Source organism: Conexibacter stalactiti, assembly GCF_033542075.1.
Taxonomy (GTDB): Bacteria; Actinomycetota; Thermoleophilia; order Solirubrobacterales; family Solirubrobacteraceae; genus Conexibacter; species Conexibacter stalactiti.
In genome coordinates, this window is sequence record NZ_JAWSTH010000084.1 from 1 (window position 1) to 20,925 (window position 20,925).

The window sequence follows — 20,925 nt, forward strand, 5'->3', positions numbered from 1 at the left end:
AGCCGGTCCAGCCGCCGCGGCCAGCCCGCCGAGCGCCGCGAGCGCGATGACGGCGCCGGCGGCGCCGCGACGGCGCCGGCCACGCCACGACGACACGCGCTCAGGGGCGTGCGCGCGGCCGCTCGGCCGCGTCGGGATCTCGTCCCGCATCCTTCTCCTCCTCACATCGGAGCCGTCGCGGCGGGGGCCGCGACGACGTCGTGCAGAACGCCCGCAATCGAACACGTTCAATCGCGGACGAACATCTTCTACGTCGTCCGCGCCGCCCGCGCAATTGGGGGTTCGCGGGCCCCTTGTAGGGGTGCTCGTCGTCTCGTGCCGGGGTCGGCGCGGCGCGCGTCAGGCGTCGCGCAGGCGTGCCGCGACCTGCTGGCGAGACGAGATCGCGAGCTTGGCGAAGATCCGTGTCAGGTGGACCTCGACCGTCTTGACGCTCACCATCAGCTCGGCGGCGATCTCGCGGTTCGTGAGCCCCCGCGCGGCGAGCTGGGCGACCGCGCGCTCGCGACCGGTGAGCGCGGCACGGCCGCCCGCGGCGGGCGCGACCCCCGCACCGCCGCCCTCCAGCTCGCGCTCGCACCGTTCCAGCGCCGGTCGCGCCCCGAGCGTGACGAAGGTGGCCCGCGCCTGCGCGAGCACCGCGAGCGCGCGTCTTCGCTCGCCGCGGCGGCGCAGCAGCTCGCCGTACGAGAGGCGCGCGAGCGCCAGCTCGTACGGCTGCTCCAGCTTCGCGGCGCCGTCGAGCGCCTTCTGCACCGCGCGCTCGGCATCGTCGTGGCGGCCGCGTGCCGTCTCCAGCCGAGCGCGGGCGCGCGCCAGCGCGACGGCGCACGAGCGCTGGCCCAGCTCCGCGGCGCGCGCCTCGTGCGGCGCCAAGATCGACTCCGCCTCCTCATGGCGCCCGAGCCGCACGAACGCCTCGGCGGCGAGCGCCGGGAGCCGCAGCTCGGGCATCCGCGCCGCCTGCTCCAGCAGCCCGTCCGCGCGCAGCCGTTCGACCGTCGCGACGACGTCGCGCGGGCGCCCGTCGGCCGCCGCCAGCCCGGCCTGTGCGGAGGCGACCCGCACGGCGTGTCCCTCCAGCGACGTGCGGCGGCCGAGCTGCGCGATCTGCCGCGCGGCCAGCTCCAGCTCGCCGCGCGCGACGGCGACCGCGACGACGGCGTGCCGCGCGTCGAAGATCGCCTGCTCGTGACCACCGGCCTCCGCGAGCGCGAGCGCCCGCTCGGCATGGACCGCGGCGTCGTCCCAGCGCCCGCTCGCCAGCTCAGCGCGCGCCAGCGCAGCGAGCGCGACGACCGTGACCCGCTCCGCCCCGAGGCCGGCGGCCGTGGTGAGGACCATCCGCAGCTCCTCCAGCGCGCCGGGAAGATCGTCGTCGAGCAGCCGCAGCGACCCGCGGATCCAGCGGTAGCCGAGGTTGCTCGCGGCCTGCTCACCGCCGTCGCGGACGATCCGCTCGGCGAGCGCGCGGCCGTCGGCCGTCCGCCCGTCGACGGCGCACGCCAGCGGCTCCGGCCACCGTCGCAGCAGCGGGTCGACGCCGTCGCGGTCGCCCAGCTCGGCGCTGCGCCGCGTCCACGCGATCGCGTCGTCCGGACGCAGCCGCGCCAGCGCGACGGCCGCGCGCCGCTCCGCGACCCGTCGGCGCACGAGACGCGTGCCCTCGCCGCTCTCCCATGCCCGCGCCAGCAGCCGCTCGGCCTCCTCGCCGCGGCCTTCCTGCAACGCGACGTGGGCGAGCACGCACAGCCGCAGCGCGCTCTCGGAGGTCGTGTCGCATTGCTCGAGACGCGCGCGGGCGGCGTCGACACGGCCCGCTCCCAGCAGCGCGTCGGCGACCTCCAGCTCGCGCCGGTCGCGTTCGCCTTCGCGGCTCAGCCGTGCCGCGGCGGCGAAGAGGTCGGCGGCCGAGTCCCACGCGCCGCGGCCGATCTCTCCGCCGGCGAACGCCTCCAGCTCGTCGGCGAGCGCGGGATCGGTTCCGAGCGCCGCCGCAGCGGCCGCGCGATGGCGCAGCGCGGTTCCCGGCTGGTCGGCGACGTCGGCCGCGCGCGCGTGCAGGCGCGCCCGCCGCGCGGCGCCCATGCCGTGGTAGACGGCGGCGCGCGTGAGCGGGTGGTCGAAGCTGACGGTCGCGCCACCGGGGTCCGCGATCAGCAGGCCCAGCCGTTCGCCCTCCTCCAGCGCGTCGAGCGGATCGGCGAGACCGGCGAGCGCCGCGGCGCTGCGCGGCTCGGCGCGCGCTCCCAGCACCGCGGCGGCCTCGACGAGCGCGTACGTCGCTGGTGCGGCGCCGTCGAGACGTCGCCGTACCAGCCGCGCGAACAGCTCTGGCGCGGGCGGCAGCGGCTCTCCCCCGGCCCACGCCGCGACGGGCACCTCCTCCAGCAGCGCGCCGACGTAAAGCGGATTGCCACCAGCGTGCTCGCGCAGCGCGCGAGCGGCGTCGAGCGTCAGCGCCGTGCCGCTCGCGGCGGCGAGCGCGCCGACCTCGGCGGCCGTCAGACCGCCCAGCCGCAGCCGCTCGACGGCGTCGGGCGCGGAGAAGCCGGGCGGGAGCCGGTCGAGCATGCCGGCGCGGACGCCGAGCACGACCAGCGGGCGCCGCTCCTCGATCCGCCGCAGCGCGAACAGCAGCGCGCGCAGCGACGCCGGGTCGGCCCAGTGCGCGTCGTCGATCACCACGACGGCGGGACGCTCGCCGTTGGGCACGTCGGTGAGCTGTTCGAGCAGCCGCATGCCGACCGTGGCGAGGTCGGGTGCCGCGCCGGCGCGCGGCATCACCCCGGGGCTCGCGACGCGCAACCGCCGCAGCAATGCGTCGACGACGGCGTGGTCGACGTGCGCTTCGGCCTCTTCCGCCGTGACGAGCACCGTCGCGGCCGTCGGCAGCTCGGCGACGAACCGGCGCAGCAGCGCCGTCTTGCCGATTCCCGCCTCGCCCTCGACGACGAAGCACCATGGCCGCGCGACCGCGCTCGTGCGCGCAAATGCCTCTCGCAGCCGGGCGAGCGCGTCCTCACGCCCGACGAACGACGCCCCCGCCACATCCAAAGTATCGCTGCCAGGGGGGCTTGTTTCAAGCCCCCCTGTGTCCCTCATACTCGCTCGCCGCAAGCGACGAAGGAGCAAGGTGATGGGCACGCAGGAGCACGCGGCGATGGTGTTGGACGTTCACGAGATCGACGAGACGCAGGTGGCGGTCGTCGGCGGCAAGGGCGCCCACCTGGGGGAGCTCTCGCGGATCGAAGGCGTCCAGGTGCCGCCCGGCTTCTGCGTGACGACGGACGCGTTTCGGCGCATGCTGGCGAGCGCCCCGTCGATCGACGACCGGCTCGAGCGGCTGTCGCGCCTGGACCCGGACGACCGGGAGGCGATCGGCACGCTCAGCGGAGAGATCCGCCAGATCCTCGAAGGGGTCGCGATCCCCGAGGACGTGGCGGCAGCGGTCACGGCTGCGCTCGCGCGGCTCGGCGAGCAGACCGCCTGCGCCGTCCGCTCGAGCGCGACGGCGGAGGACCTGCCGACGGCCTCGTTCGCCGGTCAGCAGGACACGTACCTGAACGTCGTCGGGTCGGCGGCGATCCTCACGCGCATCAGCCGCTGCTGGGCATCGCTGTTCACCGAGCGGGCCGTGACCTACCGCCTGCGCAACGGCTTCGACCACGGCAAGGTCCAGATGGCCGTCGTCGTGCAGCAGCTGGTCGTCCCGGACGCATCCGGGATCCTCTTCACCGCTGATCCCGTCACGTCCGACCGCACGGTCTGCACCGTCGAGGCCAGCTTCGGGCTCGGCGAGGCGCTCGTCTCAGGCCTCGTCAACGCCGACTCGTACACGGTGCGGGACGGGGAGGTCGTCGCCAAGACGGTCGGCAGCAAGCAGCTCGCCATCCGCGCCCTGCCGGCGGGCGGGACCGAGGAGCAGGCGATCGGCCCGGCACAGCAGGAGCAGCCGGCGCTGACCGATGCGCAGGTCGTGCGGCTCGCGCGGCTCGGCCGGCGGATCGAAGCGCACTTCGGCCGCCCCCAGGACATCGAATGGTGCCTGGCCGGCGACCGCTTCCAGATCGTCCAGAGCCGGCCGATCACGACGCTGTTCCCGGTCCCCGACGCCGGCGACGGCGAGAACCACGTCTACGTCTCCGTCGGCCACCAGCAGATGATGACCGACGCGATGAAGCCGCTGGGGCTCTCGCTGTGGCAGTTGACGGCCGCGCCGCGGATGCACGAAGCCGGCGGCCGGCTGTTCGTCGACGTCATCCAGGGCCTCGCGTCGCCGGCGACCCGCGACGCCTACCTCGGGGCCCTGGGCACCTCCGATCCGCTGATCGGGGACGCGCTGCAGACGCTCATCGACCGTGACGACTTCATCCCGTCGCCCCCGGACGAGGGTCCCGCCGCCGCGCCGCCGCGCGCGGCGCCGGCGCCGATCGAGACCGATCCGGCGATCGTCACCGAGCTGATCGAGCGCAGCCGCGCGTCGAACGCCGCCTTGGAACGCGACATCCGGGCGCTGTCGGGAACGACGCTGCTCGACTTCATCGTGGCGGACGTCCAGGAGCTGAAGCGGATCCTCTTCGATCCGCGCAGCGCGCAGGTGTACACGGGGGCGATGGACGCCTCGGGCTGGCTCAACGAGAAGCTGCGGGAGTGGCTGGGCGAGAAGAACGCGGCCGACACGCTCACGCAGTCCGTCCCCCACAACGTCACCGCGGAGATGGGGCTGGCGCTCTTGGACGTCGCGGACGCGATCCGCCCGCATCCGGAGGTCGTGGCATTCCTGCAGAAGGTCGATGACGACGGCTTCCTCGACGAGCTGCCCGCGCTTGCGGGCGGGACGGAGGCGCGGGCGGCGATCGACGCCTTCCTCGACAGGTACGGCATGCGCTGCGTCGGCGAGATCGACATCACGCGGCCGCGTTGGAGCGAGCACCCGACCGCGCTCGTGCCGGTGATCCTCGGCAACGTCAGGAACTTCGCGCCGGGTGACGGCGAGCGGCGCTTCGAGCAGGGGCGGCAGGAGGCGCTGACGAAGGCTGACGAGATCCTCGAGCGCTTGCGAGCGCTGCCGGACGGAGAGCAGAAGGCCGCGGAGACCGAGCGGATGATCGACCGCGTGCGGACCTTCATGGGGTACCGGGAGTATCCGAAGTACTTCATCGTCACCCGCTTCCTCGCGTACAAGCGGGCGCTGATGGCGGAGGCCGACCGGCTCGTGCGGTCCGAGGTGCTGCGCGCGAGGGAGGACCTCTTCTTCCTCACGCTCCAGGAGCTGCACGACGTCATCCGCGCGCACGAGGTGGACGATCAGCTGATCGACCAGCGCAAGGCGGCGTTCCGGTCGTATCAGGCGCTCACGCCGCCGCGGGTGATCACGTCGGATGGCGAGGTCGTCGCCGGGACCTACCGGCGCGACGACGCGCCGGCCGGCGCCCTGATCGGCCTGCCGGTCTCCAGCGGGACGATCGAGGGCCGGGCCCGCGTCATCCTCGACATCGCGCAGGCCGAGCTGGAACCGGGAGACATCCTCGTCACCGCCCACACGGACCCCAGCTGGTCCCCGCTGTTCGTCGCGATCACGGGCCTGGTGACGGAGGCCGGCGGCCTGATGACCCACGGCGCCGTGATCGCGCGCGAGTACGGCCTGCCGGCCGTCGTGGGGGTCGAGCGCGCCACCCGGCTGATCCGCGACGGGCAGCGGATCCGCGTGCACGGAACGGACGGGTACGTCGAGCTCCTGAGCTAGCCGCCCGGCGCGGCCCGCGCGTCACTCCGCGCGCAGGCCCTCCGGGCGCACCGTCCGCCGCAGCGCCGGCAGCGTCGCGAGCGTCACCAGCAGCACGACCGCGGCGCCGGTCGCCGCCAGGCCGGCGATGCTCGCGAGGTCGAAGCCGACCGGCTCGCCGACCATCCGCAGCAGCGCCGCTCCGAGCCCGGCGCCGGCGGCGACCGCGAGCGCGAGCCCGAGCGCGACGGGGATCGCCGTCTGCCACAGCAGCGCACGGGCGAGCGCACCGCGGGGTGTGCCGAAGGCGGCGAGGACGGCCAGCGGCCGGCGGCGTTCGCGCAGCTGCTCGAGCGCGCCGACGAGCATGCTGGCGCCGATCAGCGTCAGCACCGCGACCGCGCCGGCGAACAGCGCCCGCCGCAGGTTCGCGTACTCGCGGTCATAGCTGCGGCCGCCGAGCATCGCGACGGTGGCGGTCTCGTCGAGCCGCGCGACCGTGTTGCGGACGTGCTCGATCGCATCGCGACCGTCGTCGGCGAGCGTCACGGTCGCGAGCGTCGTGCGCGGCCGCAGCGGGAGGCCGGCGAGCGCGCCCGGCGTCGCCAGCACCGGATCGGGGATCGAGTACGACGCCCCGTCGTCGGGGTCCGGTGACCCGCGCCAGCGCTGCAGCACGCGCGCGTCGCGCGGGATCGTCCAGCTCGTGCCGCCGTCCAGCCGCAGTCGCGCGCCCGGCCGCAGCGACGTGACCTCGCCGACCACGAAGACGTCGCCGTCGGCGCAGCGGTCGATCGGCGCGACGCGGCGCAGCGTCGCGCAGTCGGCGACGCGGACGTACTCGGTCGTGTCACCGTGGCCCGCCTCGATCTGCTCGCCGGCGACGACCGCACCCCGCACGCCATCGCTGCCCTGCAGCGCGGCGGCGAGCCGTTGCGCTCCCGCGCCGGGGCGGCCGTCGTCATGCGCCCAGACGTCGGCGGTACGGCCGTCGCCGCTGCCGCTGACGTAGCCGTTCTCGACGCCGGAGAAGGTCGTCTGCAGCGCGACGGCGCCGGCGACCGCGACCGCGATCCCGCTGACGACGCGCGCCGAGGCGCCGCTGTCGAGCTGCAGCCGGCGGGTCGCGAGCTGCCACGCGACGCCGCCGCCCGGCAGCCGGTGCACGGCCGCCTCGACGAGCCACGGCAGCAGCGCGGCGACGCCGACGAGCACGAGCACGACGCCGGCGGCAAGCTGCAGCTCGTGCTCGGCCGCCGACCGCGTGTCGCCGCCGATCAGCGGGAGCAGCAGCAGCACGCCGAGCAGCGGCAGCGCCAGTCGCCACCAGACGCGCCGACGGCGCGGTCGCGCCCGTCTGACGGCACCGAGCGGGTCGACGACGACGCCGCGCAGCGCGGCGAGCGTGAGCAGCACGGCGGCCGTCGGGACGCCGAGGGCGACAGCGAGCGCGAGGCCGGCGCTCGGCGTCACGTCGCCGGGGTAGACGCTCAGGCCGAACAGCGTCACCTCGCCCGCCAGCCGCCGCACGCCGAGGAACAGCAGCGCGCCGAGCAGCAGGCCGAGCAGCGCCGAGACGAGCGCCTCGCCAGCCGCGATCCGGCGCGCCATCGCCATGTCGGCGCCGAGCAGTCGCAGCGCCGCCAGGCGCCGGTCGCGCGCCTCGCCGCCGAAGCGCGCGGCGGTCGCCACGAAGACCGCGACCGGCAGCAGCAGCGCCGTCAGCACGACGACCGCGAGCAGCTGCATCACAGGGTCGGGAGCGGTGCTGCCGCCGGGCTCGCCGAAGCGGTCGATGCGGCGGACCGTCCCGTCGTCGGCGCGCAGCCGCAGATCGTCGCTGCCGCGGTACCAGGCCAGCTCCGCCGGCCCGGCGAGGCCGGCGTCGCCGATCGTCCCCGCGATCGGCTGCGGCAGCCGCTCGCGCAGCAGCGCGCCCTCCTCGGAGCGCAGCAGCTCGGCGAGCGCCGGCGAGACGAACAGCTCGCCCGCCGCGGGCAGCCGCTCGAGGCCCGGCGGGATCGGCGCCACCGGGCCCTCGGCTCTCAGCAGACGGCCGCGCACGTCGTCGGCGCGGAAGCGGTCGTTCACGTCGGCGACCAGCAGCGTGCCGACCCCCGCCACGGGCGGCGGGCCGGACAGCTGGAGGTCGGAGCGGGCATCGGTCCGCGCATCGCGCGCGGCGAGCATGTGCGGCAGCGAGGCGGCGACGAGCAGCAGCGCCACGCCGAGCGCGACGCCGATCGCGGTCAGCACCACGCGCGAGCGCGCGCCGCGGCCGCCGCTGCGGGCCAGCCGCGCGCCGAGCGCCAGGTCACGCAGCCAGGCGCTCACGGCAGGACCGGCTCGGTCGCGGCGGTGCGGCCGTCGCGCACGACGACCTCGCGATCGGACCAGGCCGCGACGCGCGGCTCGTGCGTCACGAGCACGACCGCCGCCCCGCTCTCCTGCGCCGCCTCGCGCAGCAGCCGCATCACCTGCTCGCCGTTGAGCGAGTCGAGCGCGCCGGTCGGCTCGTCGGCGAAGACGACGCGCGGCTCGATCGCGAGCGCGCGGGCGACCGCGACCCGCTGGCCCTCGCCACCGGAGACCTGGCCGGGCGTCTTGCCCGCCAGCTCGGCGACCTCCAGCCGCTCCAGCCACGTGCGCGCCCGCCGCTCGGCCTCGCGCCGTCCGACGCCTTCGAGGCGCAGCGGCAGCGCGACGTTCTCGACGCAGCTCAGCTCCGGCACGAGCTGCCCGAACTGGAAGACGAAGCCGAACTCGCCGCGCCGCAGGGCGCTCAGCTCAGCATCGCCGCAGCCGCTCAGCTCGCGACCGCGATAGCGGACGCTGCCGGTGTCCGGCCGCGCGACGCCGGCGAGGCAGTGCAGCAACGTCGACTTGCCGGAGCCCGACGGTCCCATCACGGCGACGACCTCGCCGGCCGCGATCTCGATCGAGGCGCCGTCGAGCGCCGGCGTCGGGCCGAACGCCTTGCGCAGGTCGTGCGCGGCGAGCAGCGGCTCGGTCGCGCTCACGCGACCACCTCGCCACGCAGCTGGTCCAGGCGCGCTGCGGTCAGCTCCAGCCAGCGGAGGTCGGCCTCGAGATGGAAGAGCGCGTGGTCGCAGACGAGCTGATCGGCGAGGTCGCCGGACGCCTTGCGCCGCGTCAGCTGCCGCATCAGGTCGAGGTGGGCGGCGCGCTGGACGTCCAGCACCTCGCTCGCCGGCCGCTCGGTCAGCAGGGCCAGCACGACCTTCGCGTAGAGCGTGCTCTGGAGGTACGGCTCCGGTCTCTCCGGCTGCGCCAGCCACAGGTCGACGTCGGCGACCCCGGCCTCCGTGATCGCGTAGCGCTTGCGCTCCGGGCCGCCGCCGGGCTCGATCCCGTCGACTTCGACGAAGCCGTGTCTGAGCAGCCGCGACAGCGTCGCGTAGACCTGGCCGTAGGCGAGCGGACGGTCCTGCCCGAAGCGCTCGTCATAGGTGCGCTTGAGGTCGTAGCCATGGCGCGGTCCGCTTTCGAGGAGCCCGAGAAAGGTCTTTGCGATCGACATGGGCGAGCACTATACACGCCGGGTATACGCTGTGTGTATAGATCGCTACGCGAACAGCTGGAGCAGCGCGACGTCGTCGGGCAGCGGGCTGCCGTGCGCGCGCGTGGCGTGCTCGAACAGCCGCCGTCCCAGCGCGCGCGGCGGCGCCTCGGCGTGCAGCGCCTGCTCGATCGCGGCCACGAGCCCGCCCTCGCCGAGCCGGGCCGACGCGCCGGCGGCGATGCGGCCCTCGGTGAGGCCGTCGGTGTACGTGAGCAGGCTGCACTGCCCGAGCTGCACGGTGGCGGCCGTCCACGGCGCGGGGTCGTCGCCGGCGAGGCCGAGCGGCAGGCCGCGCGGCAGCTCGATCGGCTCGGCTCGGTCGCCGATCGCGATCGGCCGCGGGTGGCCGGCGCTGAGCAGGGTCGCCACGCGGGTCCGCTCGTCGAGGACGCCCAGCAGCGCGGTCGCGAACAGCAGCTGCTCGGGCTGCTCGCGGGTGACGGTGTGGCCGAGGCGGTCGGCGATCGTCTCGAGCGGATGGTCATCGTCCTGGAGCGCGTTCCAGCTCGCGCGCAGCGCGACCGCGAGCGCGGCCGCCTCCGGTCCGTGGCCGCAGACGTCGCCGAGCACGAACGCGATGCGCTCGCCGGCAAGACGGCGGACGTCGAGGAAGTCGCCGCCGAGCAGGAGCCGCTCGCTGCCGGGCTCGTAGAGGAGCACGACGCGCCCGTCGAGGTCCGCGTCGAGGCGGGCCGGCAGCAGCGCGCGCTGCAACCGCGCGCTGAGCTGCTCGACGGCGGCGGACTCCTGCGCCTGCTCGCGATGTGCGTCGGTCTCGGCTCTGTGGCGGCGGGCGACGGCGTCACGCTGGCGGACCTGGTCGGCGCCGAGCGCCAGCGTCGAGCGCCGCGCGCGGACCGCCTCCTCCAGCAGCTCGGCGAACGCGCGCGCCTGCCGCAGCTCCTCGGCGCTCCACTCGCGGCGGTCGCGATCGGCGACGTAGAAGGTCGCGATCGGCTCGTCGTGCTGGCCGCGCAGCCGCAGCGCGACGAAGGCGCCGATCTGCGCGCCGGGGATCAGCGGCTCGCGCGCGTCGGCGACGACCGCCGCGTCGCCGGCGCCGAAGTCGACGACGGCATGCGCGAGCGGGCTCGGCATCCCCTGCTGCAGCGCGATCGGCTCGGGCAGCCCGATGCTGCTCTTGAGGTAGTCGCCGTCGTCGCTGACAATCGACAGGACCGCGATCGGCACGTGGAGCTGCTCGCCGGCGAATCGCAGCAGCCGGTCGAAGAACGGCTCGGAGGCGGTGTCCATCAGCAGGGCTCGCCCGAGCTTCGCGGTGTGCGCGCCGCGCTCAGAGGTCCTGCTCATCGTTGAAGCCGCAGATCGACATCGTGCTCGGAGCTTCTACCACGGTGCAGGCATCGTGCCCACCATTCTTCGGAACATGCCCAGAACGCGGCGCGAGCAACGGCGACCGCCGCGGCGCCGAGGCACGCTCAGCGCCGACCGAAGGTCGCCGCGCCCTCAGCGATACCCGCCTTCTCTGTGCGCACACCTGCGGCGAGCGCGCTGGGAGCCCCGCGCGAGCCGGGGCTCAGCCGGACGCGGAGAGCGCGCCGGTGAGGTGGTCGAGCGCGACGTTGACGTGCATGCGCACGCCTGTCTCCAGTACGGAGTCGTCGGCGTAGAAGTGCGGGTTGTGGTTCATGGCTATGCCGCGACCGCCGGGGATCGGGGCCATCGTGCCGTCGGGGCGCAGCTCGGTGTCCTGCGCGCCGAGCTGGAGATAGGCGCCGCCGTATCTGTTGACGAAGACCGAGACGTCGTCGTAGCCGAGCCCGGGCGGCGCTCTGACGAGGTGGTCGTGGCCGACGACGCGCTCCATCGTCGGCAGGACCGCGTCGATCCAGGGCTGCGTGTTGTGGACGGCGGGGACGGGCTGGAGGAACTCGACCGTCGCCGTCGCCCCATAGGCCTGGGCGACGTGCTCGGCGGTCCGTCTGACGTGCTCGCGGGCGACGTCCATGTCGGCCTCGATCGTGGAGCGGATCGTGCCGAGCAGTCTCACCGACTCGCCGACGACGTTGAAGCGACCGACGTCCTCGACATGGCCGATCGTGATCGCGAGCGGGTCGTAGCCGGGCAGCTGGCGGTAGACCTGGCCCATCGCGGCGATGATGTCGGCCGCCGGCGGCAGCGGGTCGACGCCGGCCCACGGGGTCGAGCCGTGGACGCCCTTGCCGTGCACGGTGATGCGGATCAGCACCGATGCGCCGTACTGGTTGCCGGCGAGGTAGGCGACGACGTTCTTCGGATAGGGCGTGACGTGCATGCCGAAGACCATCGTCGGCTCGGGATCGGCGAGCGCGCCCTCGGCGTCCATCTCGCGGGCGCCGCCCTCCTCGTCGATCGGCGGACCCTCCTCGGCGGGCTGGAAGAGGAACAGCACGGTCCCCGGCAGCTCGTCGCGCGCGCCCGCAAGGACGCTGGCGGCGCCCATCAGCATCGCGGTGTGGCAGTCGTGGCCGCAGGCGTGCGCGACCGGATACGGCCCGCCGGGGTAGTCCTGATCGACGACGGTGGAGGCGAACTCCTCGCCCGACTCCTCTCTCAGCGGCAGCGCGTCGATGTCGGCCCGCAGCGCGACGACGCGGTCGCCGTCGAGTCTGCCGCGCAGGACGCCGACGACCCCGTGGCCGGCGATGCCGGTGCGCACCTCGTCGAGCCCCAGCGATCTCAGGTGCTCGGCGATCAGCCGTCCCGTCTCGCGCTCGCGGTTGGACAGCTCGGGATGGCTGTGCAGGTGGTGGCGCCAGGCGATGACCTGATCGGCGACCTGCGCCGCCGCACCGTCGAAGCGGGCATGGAGGTCGTGCGGCGGGACGGTCTCACCGGTCGGCTCGTGCCGCCCCAGCCGCTCCTTGCCGCCCAACGTGAAGCACGCCATCGAACCCCTCCTCGCAGCGAACGAGCCTGAGAACTGCCCAAATTCGGTCTATCGCAAACGCGCGAGGGCTTCGTGGCGACCAGCGGCGCGCGACGCGTGGGCGTCAGCCTCTTCTGCGTGAGGGGCGCGGGGCGGGCGGGGGTTCGCCGGCCTCGGCCGCGAGGCCGGTGTTGAGCGTCTCGGTCACCATCCGGGCGACGGCCTGGGCGCCGCCGATGCCGGGGAAGAACGTGTCGAGGGTGCCCTCGCGCCACAGCGTCACGGCCCCGTGGACGGTCGACCAGCAGGTCAGCGCGAGCGCGGTCTCGGAGTGATGCCGGCCCCAGCCGGTCGCGCGCGCGGCGACGATCTCGTCGAGCAGCACGCCGAACGCGCTCGCGCGCGCAGCGGCGAGATCCGGGTCGTCCCCGTCGAGCAGCTCGGGCCGGAACATCACCGCGAACAGCGCGGGATGCTGCTTGGCGAAGACCATGTAGCCGACGCCGAGCGTGGCGACGCGCTCGGCCGGCGTCGCATCGCCGGGGATCCGCCGGCGGGCCGCGAGCATCCTTCTCTCGAGCGTGCGGAAGCCCTTCGCGGCCAGGGCGGTGAAGAGCCCGTTGCGGTCGCCGAAGTGGTGACCCGGCGCCTGGTGCGAGACACCGACGCGCCGGGCGATCGCGCGCAGGCTGACGGCGCCGACGCCGTGCTCGTCGACCTCCTCCTCGGCGGCGAGCAGGAGCGCGTCGCGCAGCGGCGGCGTGGGTGTGGTCGGCGCCGGCATCAGCCGCGATCCTACCGGCCACCGCTTGACACTGTCACATCGGTCCGGCTAGCTTGACACTGTCAAGCGGAGCGGGCGCGCTGGACCGCCCCACGACCTCCGCGCATCCGAGAAGGAGCATGCCGATGTCCCTCAGGGAGCTGTTCGAGCGCTACGACGACGCCTGGGCGCGTCGCGACCTCGATGCGATCGTGTCGATGCACAGCGAGGAAGGCGTCTTCCACCTGCACGCCGCGAGTGAGCCGGCGACGGGCCGGGAGGCCGTGCGCGCGACGTTCGCGACGGTGATGGAGCAGTACCCGGACCTGCGCTTCGAGCGCCGCGACGTCCGCCTCGGCGACGACTTCATCGTCTTCGAGTACGTGATGCGCGTCAGTGGCGTGAGCATCGACGCGATCGACCTCTTCGTCGTCGCCGACGGGCTCGTGACGCGCAAGGACACCTACCTCGACGCAACGGTCCTCGCCGCGCTCGGCGCCGCCGCCTGACCCCCGAAAGGTGACCTCATGACGACCCTCAGACATGGCGCTCTCGCGGCTGTGACGGCGATCGCGGCTCTGACCCTGACAGCGACCGTCGCATCCGCCTCGGTCACGCCGGATCCGTACAGAACGTCGGCGGGCAGCGGCAGCTTCACGGGGGACTCCGCCGTCGGTTCCTCCACCTGCACCCTCTCGAACCTCGTCGCCGACGCACGTGGGACGCGGCGCGGCGCGACCGTGAAGATCCGCGGCTTCGACGCCGCCTGCGCCGGCGTCATAACCGCCGCGAGATACGACAGGAAGATCCGCTTCCGCATCCGCCACGGCGCGGTCACGGGCACGATCTCGATCGTGATCACGAACGTCCTCGGCGGGCAGTGCCGGTACAGCGGACCGGTGAGCGGGACGATCGCCAGAGGCGCCGGCACGGTGTCGGCGACCGGCACGGTGACGTTGGGCAGAACGCTGGTCTCCCCCTGCGCGCCCGACTCGAGAGCAAGCCTGAGCGTGAGCTTCCCGGGCGCGAGCTTCGGCTGGTGATCCGCTCAGCGATCCGTCCTCCCGTGCGCGGTCGCTTCAAGCGACCGCATCGGCAGCCGATGATCTGACCGGTCGACTGTCGAGAAGGGAACGCGAATGAACGTGATGGGACGAGGGCGTCTGCACGCCGCAGCGACGACGATCGGGGCGCTCGCCGCGCTCGCGATCGGCGCACCGGGAACCGCCACGGCGGCTGTCCCCTCCTTCTCCGTCACGACGACCGCCGACCCGATCGGCGACGGCGCCTGTGAGGTCGGCGGCACCTGCTCGCTGCGCCAGGCGCTCGTCGCCAGCGGCGCGGGCGGCGGTACGATCGCGCTCCCGGCCGGCATCTACCAGCTGCAGCGCGGCGCGCTGACCGTCAACGCCTCGATCGCCAATCCGATCACGGTCACGGGCGCGGGCGCCGGCGCCGGCGGCACGACGATCGAGCAGACCGGCTCAGACCGCGTGCTGAACGTGCTCGCCGGCCTCGTCGAGGTCTCCGGCGTCACGCTCACCGGCGGCGACCTGCGCGGCGACGACGGGCCCGACGGCGAGGCCGCGGAGGACAGCGCGCCCGCGTTCGACGGCACGCCTGGCGAGGCCGTCTCCGGCGCCGGGGTCCGCAACTCCGGGCGCCTGACGCTCACCGACGTCGTCGTGACCGGCAACCGCGCCGAGGGCGGCGATGGCGGTGACGGCGGCGACGACGGCGGCATGCCGATCGGCGCCCCGGGCAGAGGCGGCGCCGGCGGGAGCGCCCGCGGCGGCGCGATCGACAACCAGGAGCGCCTGACGCTCGTGCGCACCGTCGTCAGCGGCAACGTCGCGCAGGCCGGCAGCGGCGGCGCCTCGGGCAGCGGCACCAGCGTCGACGGCGGAGGCGGCGGCGTCGGCGGCATCGGCTCCGGCGGCGGGATCGAGAACGCCGGCAGACTGTCGCTCGTCGACGCGACCGTGCGTGACAACGTCGCGACCGCCGGGGACGGCGGCGGCTCGCCATGGACCACCCCCGGGTTCGGCGGCCGCGCCGGCGGCGGCGGGATCGCCTCCGACGGCCCGAGCCTGACGATCGAGCGCTCGACGATCTCCGGGAACCTCGCCCGCAGCGGATCGAGCTTCGGCGTGCTCGTCGCGTCCGGCGGACGCGCCGAGGGCGGCGGCCTGCGGGTCGCGCAGGCGTTCACGCTGCGCGACGCGACCGTCGCCGGCAACCGCGTGCTCGGCGGCGCCGGCTCACAGCCCGCGGCCACCCCTCCCGTGGTCGAGGGTGGCGGGATCTGGGCCGGGGACGGCGCGACGCTCGAACAGGTCACGGTCGCCGGCAACACCGCCAGCACGAGCGAGGCCGCGCCCGCGACCGGCCGCGGCGGCAACCTCCACGCGACCACCGGTTCCGTCCAGGCGCGCGGCGTCCTGATCGCGGGCGGCGTCGGCGCCGACGGCAGCGCCAACTGCTCCGCCGCGCTGGACGCCCGCGGCGGCAGCGTCGAGCAGGCCGGCGCGGCCGGCTGCGGCCTCGAGCTGACGGTCGCCGACGTGCAGCTCGCCGCGCTCGCCGCCAACGGCGGCCCGACCGAGACGCGCGCGCTGGCGCCCGCCAGCCCCGCGATCGGCGCCGGCAGCTGCGCCCGCCTCGACGGCGCCCCCGTCGCGCAGGACCAGCGCGGGCTGCCGCGACCGGCGACCGGCTGCGACGCCGGTGCCTACGAGCAGGTGACGCTGCCGAACGGCGGCGACGACCCGATCATCGACCGGCCTGGCCCCGGCCGGCCGAGAACCGACCCGCCCCGTGCCGAGCGGCCCGACACGGGCAAGCCCGGAACACCCCCTGGCAGCTCGTCGCAGCCGCGCGCCCCGCGTCTGACCGCCGTCGCCGTCGTGCGCCGCGGCGAACGCTCGACGCTGCGCTTCACGCTCGACCGCGCGGCGCGGGTCACGCTCGTCTACCGCGCCGCGACGACCGGCAGACGACGCGGGCGCACGATCGGGACCGTCGCGCTGCACGGCCGCAAGGGCGTCAACCGCGTCCGCCTCAGCGACCGCGTCGGCAGACGTGCGCTCGCGCCCGGCCGCTACCGGCTGACGCTCACCGCGGTGAGCGCGGGGCGCGCGGGGAGAGCGAGAACGGCCGTGCTGACGGTCGCCAGACGCCATTCGGCAGAGCCGAAACCGACCGTCAGCCGATGACTGCCGCGCGGGGCGGCCGTACGGTCGGCCGATGCGCGCCATCCCGACCGTCCTCGTCACCGCCGTCGTGCTGCTCGCGGGCGCCGCGACCGGCGCCGCCGACACCGTCCGGATCGAGGCGCCGGCCGAGGTCGTCGTCGACCAGCCGACGACGATCACGCTCGCGGTCGAGACGACGCACGCCGACGGGCGGCTGATCGTCGAGCGGCGGCCGGCCGCCGACGGCGACTGCAACCCGGTCGGCTTCGACGACCCCACCCAGGTCGAGCAGGTCAACCTGACCTACATGCCGATCGCGGTCGCTGCCTCCGGCATTTTCACCGTCAGCGACAGAGTCACGACGCCCGGCGACTACCGCATCTGCGCGTGGCTCCAGCAGGGCGTGATCGGCACCTACGCGGCCGCCGCCGGCGCGGTGGTGCACGCGCGGCCGGTCGACGGCAGCATCCGGATCGACCGCATCCGGCAGGCCGGCGTCGACGAGTTGGGCACCTACCTGCTGGCCGACGTGAGCGGCACGGCAAACGGACCGACGCGGCTGTTCGCCGAGGCGGTCGGGGCTCACCGCGCCTGCTCGCGCGAGGCCGGCGGCGGGCCGCGGCGGGTGCTCCACTTCCTCGCGCCGCGCGGCGGCGACGGCGCCGCCGTCGGCCCCGGCCGCTTCCGCGTCCGCTTCAGAAGCGCCGCCCGCGCCGGTCACGGCCGCTACCGGATCTGCGTCGCGATGCGCGAGGCGCTCGCTTCGCCCAGAGCGACCGCGCGCGCCGTGCGGCTGTACCGGACGAAGCTCGCCTCGTAGCGCGCCACGCGTGCGGTGCAGCGCCGGCGTCGGCGCCGCTAGCGCTTGCGCTTCTCGTTGCTGCGGTCGGTCTGGAGCAGCGTCGGGAGCGGCTTCGTCGCGCGGAAGCGGTTCGACGTGCGCGGCTTGCCCCAGCGGTCGAGCGCGTCGCGCGCGCTGACGCGGACGACGCCGTCCTCGGTCAGCGGGACGCGGGCGATCGTCAGCGACCGCTTGCCGGCGACGGCCGTCAGCTGGCGCTCTCTCCCGACGCCGTAGCGCAGCACCACGCCATAGCCGCGCGCGCCCGGGACCGGCGTCCAGCGCACGGTCAGGCGCGTGCCGCGGCGCACCACGCGCACCGCCCGCGGCGCGCCGATCCGCGGCGTGCCGCCGAACTGGTAGGAGTCGAGCGTCTGGTCGGCGATCGGCGTGCCGTCGACCGTCGCCATCGCGACGATCTCGCGCCGCTCCGGGCGCCCCGGCGCCGGCGTGTAGACGATCCGCCCGCGGCCGCCGGTGACAGTCCCGAGCGGATTCATCAGGTTGTCGCCGCGCTCGACGAACGTCACGCGCTGCCCGCCGCCGCGCTTGCGCGCGTCGTAGGTGAGCACCTGCCGGCTGCCCGCTCGCACGGCGCGCGCCGCGCTCGTCGCGCTGCGCTCGGCCGGTCCGGGCGCGGCCGCGACACGCGCCGCGAAGTGCGTGTCGTAGCCCGCTCGCGTCGCCTCCAGCGTGCGCACGGGAGCGGAGCCCGGGAGCGGCGTGACCGTGTATCTGCCGGGCGTCTTCCCGGACACTCCTATGTACGTGACGTGCTCCTTCTCGTCGCGCACGCCGCGCATGTGCGCGGAGGAGGCCCAGTCGTCGCCGCTGACGTCGAGCGTCTCGCCGTTCGGCGTCGTGACGCGCACCTGCGGGGCCGCGCCGTCGCCGGGCAGGCGCACGTTCTTGATCGTCTCGCCTCGCTCGACCGTGAACGAGAGGTCGCCGGCCGCCGCGGCGCGCGCGACCGCCCGCCGGTCGAACGTGACCCAATAGCGGCTCGGCTTGCAGCCGTCGAACGGCCAGATCGTGACCCGTCGCGTCGCCCACACGATCCCCGCGCCCGGGTGCAGCGTGTCGAAGAGGTTCAGGCAGGCGACCATGCCCTTGCTGGTGACCCAGCCGTCGCCACCGAAGCAGAGTCCCTTCTTGACGCCCGCGAGGCAGGCCTTGCCGCCTATCGCGGAGGTGAACAGTCCGCGGTTGAGCAGCGCCTCGATCGCAGCGTGCCCGTATATCGCGATCCCCGGACCGACGATCCGCACCTCGCCGCCCGCGTATATGTGGTCGGGGTAGGAGTACATGACCGCGGCCGAGGCGACCGGCAGGTAACCGATCCCGGGGAACTTCAGGTCGACGGCGCCGCCGCCGGCGATCGTCGTCGAGTCGAAGCGGCGCCCGGCGAGCAGCCGCAGCTCGGGGCCGGCGTCGGAGGGCGTCAGCGTGTACGGCTGCTGCGGCGTCGCGAAGACCATCAGCAGCGTGCCGGTCACGCGCGATATGTCGGCGACGCTCAGCTTGCCGCCGGCGCGGATCAGCAGCGGGCGCAGCTGCATCGCGAAGCTCAGCTCGTCGAGGAAGACGCCGGGGAAGATCTGCGGCCGCGGTATCGGCCCGCCGAATCTGAGCGCGCCGCCGAAGTGGTGGAAGGCGCCGTCGCAGAAGCCGATCCCGTTCTGCGCGGGCGGCGGCGCGAAGTTGAAGCCGGCATCGCCCCCGCCGCCGGTGAGGTAGACCCGCGCCTGCGCCTTCCACTCGTCGCGGTCGCAGGTCGAGTTCGGATCCGTGTTGCCGTCGATGTGACCGCGGGCCGCGTAGCGGAAGCGCACGTCGGTCAGGCGGACCGGCCCGATCGCGGCCTCCGGCACGGAGATGTCGAGGTTGTCGGTCTGCAGGCCGGTGCCGTTCTGCGCGAGCACGCGGACGCTGGCGCTCGGCGGGTTGCCGCCGAAGATCGCGAACTCGGGCGGCAGCCGCAGCTGCACGATGCCGGACGAGTAGCGCCGCCCGTCGATCCCCTCGAGCGCGAGGTCGATCGAGCCGTCGAGCTTGAAGCCGCCGATGTCCGGCAGCCCCCGCCGGCCGTCGAAGCGCGCGATCGAGAAGCTGCGGCCGCAGGCGCAGTCCTTGCTGCCCCCGCCCGTGAAGTGGATGCGGGTGACGCTCTCGTCGTTCTTGAAGTTGAGGTCGAGCTGGCCGGTGCGGACCGTCGTCCCGCCCCACGTCACCTTCGCGTTGCTGGCGACGAGGCGGTTCAGGCGCGGGAAGACGACCACAGCCGAGCCGGAGCGCGGCGCGATCTTGATGCCGTTGAGGTCGACCGTCCCCTTCGCGACGTAGACGTCGTACGGCATCACTCTGAAGAACGCGCGCGCCTCGTCGCAGAGCGACTGCGGCTTCAGCCCTCTCGCCGCCTGGTTGCAGATCGCCACCACGACGGCCGAGACCTTCGCGGACTCGTAGTGGGATCTGACGAGCGCCCGCTCGCCGGCCGGCACCTCGCCCTCGTCCTCCTCGCGTATGAAGCAGCCCTGCGCGGACATCAGCCCCCAGATGACCGTCTGCTGCTCGCAGAACTTCATCGGGGCAGCCGTCAGCGCGCCGAACGTTCTGGCGCAGACGGCGACGTCAGGCGGCGCGACTCTCGGCGCGACTCTCAACAGGGCGCTCGACGGGTCGATGCCTCTCAGGAAGATTCTCGAGGAGATGAACGACCCGCCGGTGCCGCCGGTCGCGGCAATGCGGGCGCCGCCGAGCGCGCTGAGGCCGACGTTCGCGGTCGTCGAGCGCTGCACCGAGACGCCGAGGAACGGTTGGCTCGCGGGGCAGGAGACGTCGGCTCTTCTGTCGCCCGAGAGGTCCCAGTCGAGCTGCGTCGCGCCGCTCGTTCCGGAGGCGTCGAGCACGGTCGTGCCCGGCCGCTGGCTGCCGACCGCTCTGCCGAAGATGACGGTCGCGCGGCCCGGTCCGTCCGGTGGCGGCGACGGCGGGCCCGGCGCACCCGGAGGCGGCGACGGCGAGGTCGGCGGCGGCCCGCCGGTGCCGCCGTCCGGCACGAGCGCTGGAGCGTCCGGGCCGGGCGCGGCCGCGAGGCGCCCCAGCTCGGTCGGCGTGAGCGCGCGGTCGTACACGCGCAGCTCGTCGATCGCGCCGGGGAAGTCGGAGGCGCCGAGACAGCCGGCGCTCGGCGAGTACCCGTCGACGTAGAAGTTCGACGCGATGATCGGCGGCGCGTAGCTGATCCCGGTCGCCGGCTTCGGCGAGCCGACCTCGACGCCGTCGACGTAGAAGTGCATGTACGTCCCGTCGAAGGTGCCGGCGACGAGGTGCCATCTGTTGTCGAAGACAGCCGCCGACGGCGGCGCGTCGCTGAGGACGGACTCCGCGGTCGGCCCGGGCTGGCGCACGTAGAAGCGCAGGCCGGCTCTGCCGGGGTAGCCGGTGTAGAGCGCGTAGGACGAGCCGAGGCAGGTCGGGCCGTCGTCGCCGCGTCCGGCGATGTAGCGCAGCACGCCGGGCTCGCCGTTCTGCTTTATCCACGCCAGCAGCGTGAGCTGCGCCGGTGCGAGCAGCGGCGAGGTCACCTGCAGCGTCGTCGTGTTCGCGCTCGACAGGTAGCCGCCGAACTTGCCCTGCGCGCTTCCGACTCTGACCGTCCCGGCCGGTCCTCTGAGCGCGAGCCCGTTGCCGGAGAGGTCGTCGGTGGTGTCGAAGCCGCCGGCGGTCGCGGCGGCGTCGAGCGGCCATTGCGCGGCGAGCGGCGCGGCGGCCTGCGCGGCCGCGGCCTGGACGAGCGCGACGATGCCGGCGACGGACAGCGCGAGCAGGACCGCTAGACGGCGGGAACGGCGTCGGGGCATGTGGCGTGACGCTGCCAGACCGTTGACGCGCTTCGCATCGGGAGGCGACCCCGAACTTTCGCTCGCCGTCGCACCGGACCGTGG

General features: G+C 74.5%; 13 protein-coding genes. 5 read left to right on the forward strand and 8 right to left on the reverse strand.

The features are described 5' to 3' along the window. Window positions 1-339: 339 nt before the first annotated feature. Window positions 340-3,051, reverse strand: a complete 2,712-nt coding sequence (locus R7226_RS23590) for an AAA family ATPase (protein ID WP_318599812.1) — start codon at window positions 3,049-3,051, stop codon at window positions 340-342. 112 nt (window positions 3,052-3,163) lie between these two features. Between R7226_RS23590 and rph the strand changes: the two genes are divergently transcribed. After that, on the forward strand, window positions 3,164-5,749 hold the full coding sequence (gene rph / locus R7226_RS23595; protein ID WP_404827896.1) for a rifamycin-inactivating phosphotransferase: 2,586 nt from the start codon (window positions 3,164-3,166) through the stop codon (window positions 5,747-5,749). Between the two features lie 21 nt (window positions 5,750-5,770). On the opposite strand, the gene R7226_RS23600 is transcribed toward rph, so the two are convergent. The 6 genes from R7226_RS23600 to R7226_RS23625 all read right to left on the reverse strand — a co-directional run bounded on the left by R7226_RS23600 (window position 5,771) and on the right by R7226_RS23625 (window position 12,964). Next, window positions 5,771-8,062: an FtsX-like permease family protein gene (locus R7226_RS23600; protein ID WP_318599813.1), complete on the reverse strand. Its 2,292-nt coding sequence runs from the start codon at window positions 8,060-8,062 to the stop codon at window positions 5,771-5,773. Then, complete coding sequence (locus R7226_RS23605) at window positions 8,059-8,748, reverse strand: ABC transporter ATP-binding protein (RefSeq protein ID WP_318599814.1); 690 nt, start codon at window positions 8,746-8,748, stop codon at window positions 8,059-8,061. The genes R7226_RS23600 and R7226_RS23605 overlap by 4 nt, the downstream gene beginning before the upstream one ends. Continuing rightward, entirely contained in the window at window positions 8,745-9,269 is a 525-nt protein-coding gene (locus R7226_RS23610; protein WP_318599815.1) for a PadR family transcriptional regulator, read from the reverse strand. Before R7226_RS23610 ends, R7226_RS23605 begins: the two co-directional genes overlap by 4 nt. Window positions 9,270-9,314: 45 nt before the next feature. After that, a complete protein-coding gene (locus tag R7226_RS23615; RefSeq protein ID WP_318599816.1) occupies window positions 9,315-10,622 on the reverse strand; it encodes a PP2C family protein-serine/threonine phosphatase in 1,308 nt (435 codons plus the stop codon). A 226-nt stretch (window positions 10,623-10,848) separates the two neighbouring features. After that, window positions 10,849-12,201 (reverse strand): amidohydrolase, encoded by a 1,353-nt coding sequence (locus R7226_RS23620; RefSeq protein ID WP_318599817.1) that lies wholly within the window; start codon window positions 12,199-12,201, stop codon window positions 10,849-10,851. A 103-nt stretch (window positions 12,202-12,304) separates the two neighbouring features. Further along, window positions 12,305-12,964, reverse strand: coding sequence for a TetR/AcrR family transcriptional regulator (locus R7226_RS23625; protein ID WP_318599818.1), 660 nt, complete (start codon window positions 12,962-12,964; stop codon window positions 12,305-12,307). 125 nt (window positions 12,965-13,089) lie between these two features. On the opposite strand from R7226_RS23625, the gene R7226_RS23630 reads away from it, so the two are divergent. The 4 genes from R7226_RS23630 (at window position 13,090) to R7226_RS23645 (ending at window position 16,957) form a co-directional block, all read left to right on the forward strand. Continuing rightward, window positions 13,090-13,452 (forward strand): nuclear transport factor 2 family protein, encoded by a 363-nt coding sequence (locus R7226_RS23630; protein WP_318599819.1) that lies wholly within the window; start codon window positions 13,090-13,092, stop codon window positions 13,450-13,452. 18 nt (window positions 13,453-13,470) lie between these two features. After that, entirely contained in the window at window positions 13,471-13,986 is a 516-nt protein-coding gene (locus R7226_RS23635; protein WP_318599820.1) for an autotransporter, read from the forward strand. A 105-nt stretch (window positions 13,987-14,091) separates the two neighbouring features. After that, the gene (locus R7226_RS23640; RefSeq protein WP_318599821.1) at window positions 14,092-16,158 is read left to right on the forward strand and encodes a choice-of-anchor Q domain-containing protein; all 2,067 of its coding nucleotides are present in this window, start codon (window positions 14,092-14,094) and stop codon (window positions 16,156-16,158) included. 31 nt (window positions 16,159-16,189) lie between these two features. Next, a complete protein-coding gene (locus tag R7226_RS23645; RefSeq protein ID WP_318599822.1) occupies window positions 16,190-16,957 on the forward strand; it encodes a hypothetical protein in 768 nt (255 codons plus the stop codon). A gap of 38 nt (window positions 16,958-16,995) precedes the next feature. Here R7226_RS23645 and R7226_RS23650 read toward each other — a convergent pair whose 3' ends face one another. Further along, complete coding sequence (locus tag R7226_RS23650) at window positions 16,996-20,841, reverse strand: LamG domain-containing protein (protein ID WP_318599823.1); 3,846 nt, start codon at window positions 20,839-20,841, stop codon at window positions 16,996-16,998. Window positions 20,842-20,925: the final 84 nt, after the last annotated feature.

Bases quoted from the DNA above. Each gene is read 5' to 3' on its own strand.
- R7226_RS23615 (WP_318599816.1), bottom strand. From the start codon at position 10,622: ATGAGCAGGACCTCTGAGCGCGGCGCGCACACCGCGAAGCTCGGGCGA.
- R7226_RS23625 (WP_318599818.1), bottom strand. From the start codon at position 12,964: ATGCCGGCGCCGACCACACCCACGCCGCCGCTGCGCGACGCGCTCCTG.
- rph (WP_404827896.1), top strand. From the start codon at position 3,164: ATGGTGTTGGACGTTCACGAGATCGACGAGACGCAGGTGGCGGTCGTC.
- R7226_RS23635 (WP_318599820.1), top strand. From the start codon at position 13,471: ATGACGACCCTCAGACATGGCGCTCTCGCGGCTGTGACGGCGATCGCG.
- R7226_RS23610 (WP_318599815.1), bottom strand. From the start codon at position 9,269: ATGTCGATCGCAAAGACCTTTCTCGGGCTCCTCGAAAGCGGACCGCGC.
- R7226_RS23620 (WP_318599817.1), bottom strand. From the start codon at position 12,201: ATGGCGTGCTTCACGTTGGGCGGCAAGGAGCGGCTGGGGCGGCACGAG.
- R7226_RS23640 (WP_318599821.1), top strand. From the start codon at position 14,092: ATGGGACGAGGGCGTCTGCACGCCGCAGCGACGACGATCGGGGCGCTC.
- R7226_RS23630 (WP_318599819.1), top strand. From the start codon at position 13,090: ATGTCCCTCAGGGAGCTGTTCGAGCGCTACGACGACGCCTGGGCGCGT.
- R7226_RS23650 (WP_318599823.1), bottom strand. From the start codon at position 20,841: ATGCCCCGACGCCGTTCCCGCCGTCTAGCGGTCCTGCTCGCGCTGTCC.
- R7226_RS23645 (WP_318599822.1), top strand. From the start codon at position 16,190: ATGCGCGCCATCCCGACCGTCCTCGTCACCGCCGTCGTGCTGCTCGCG.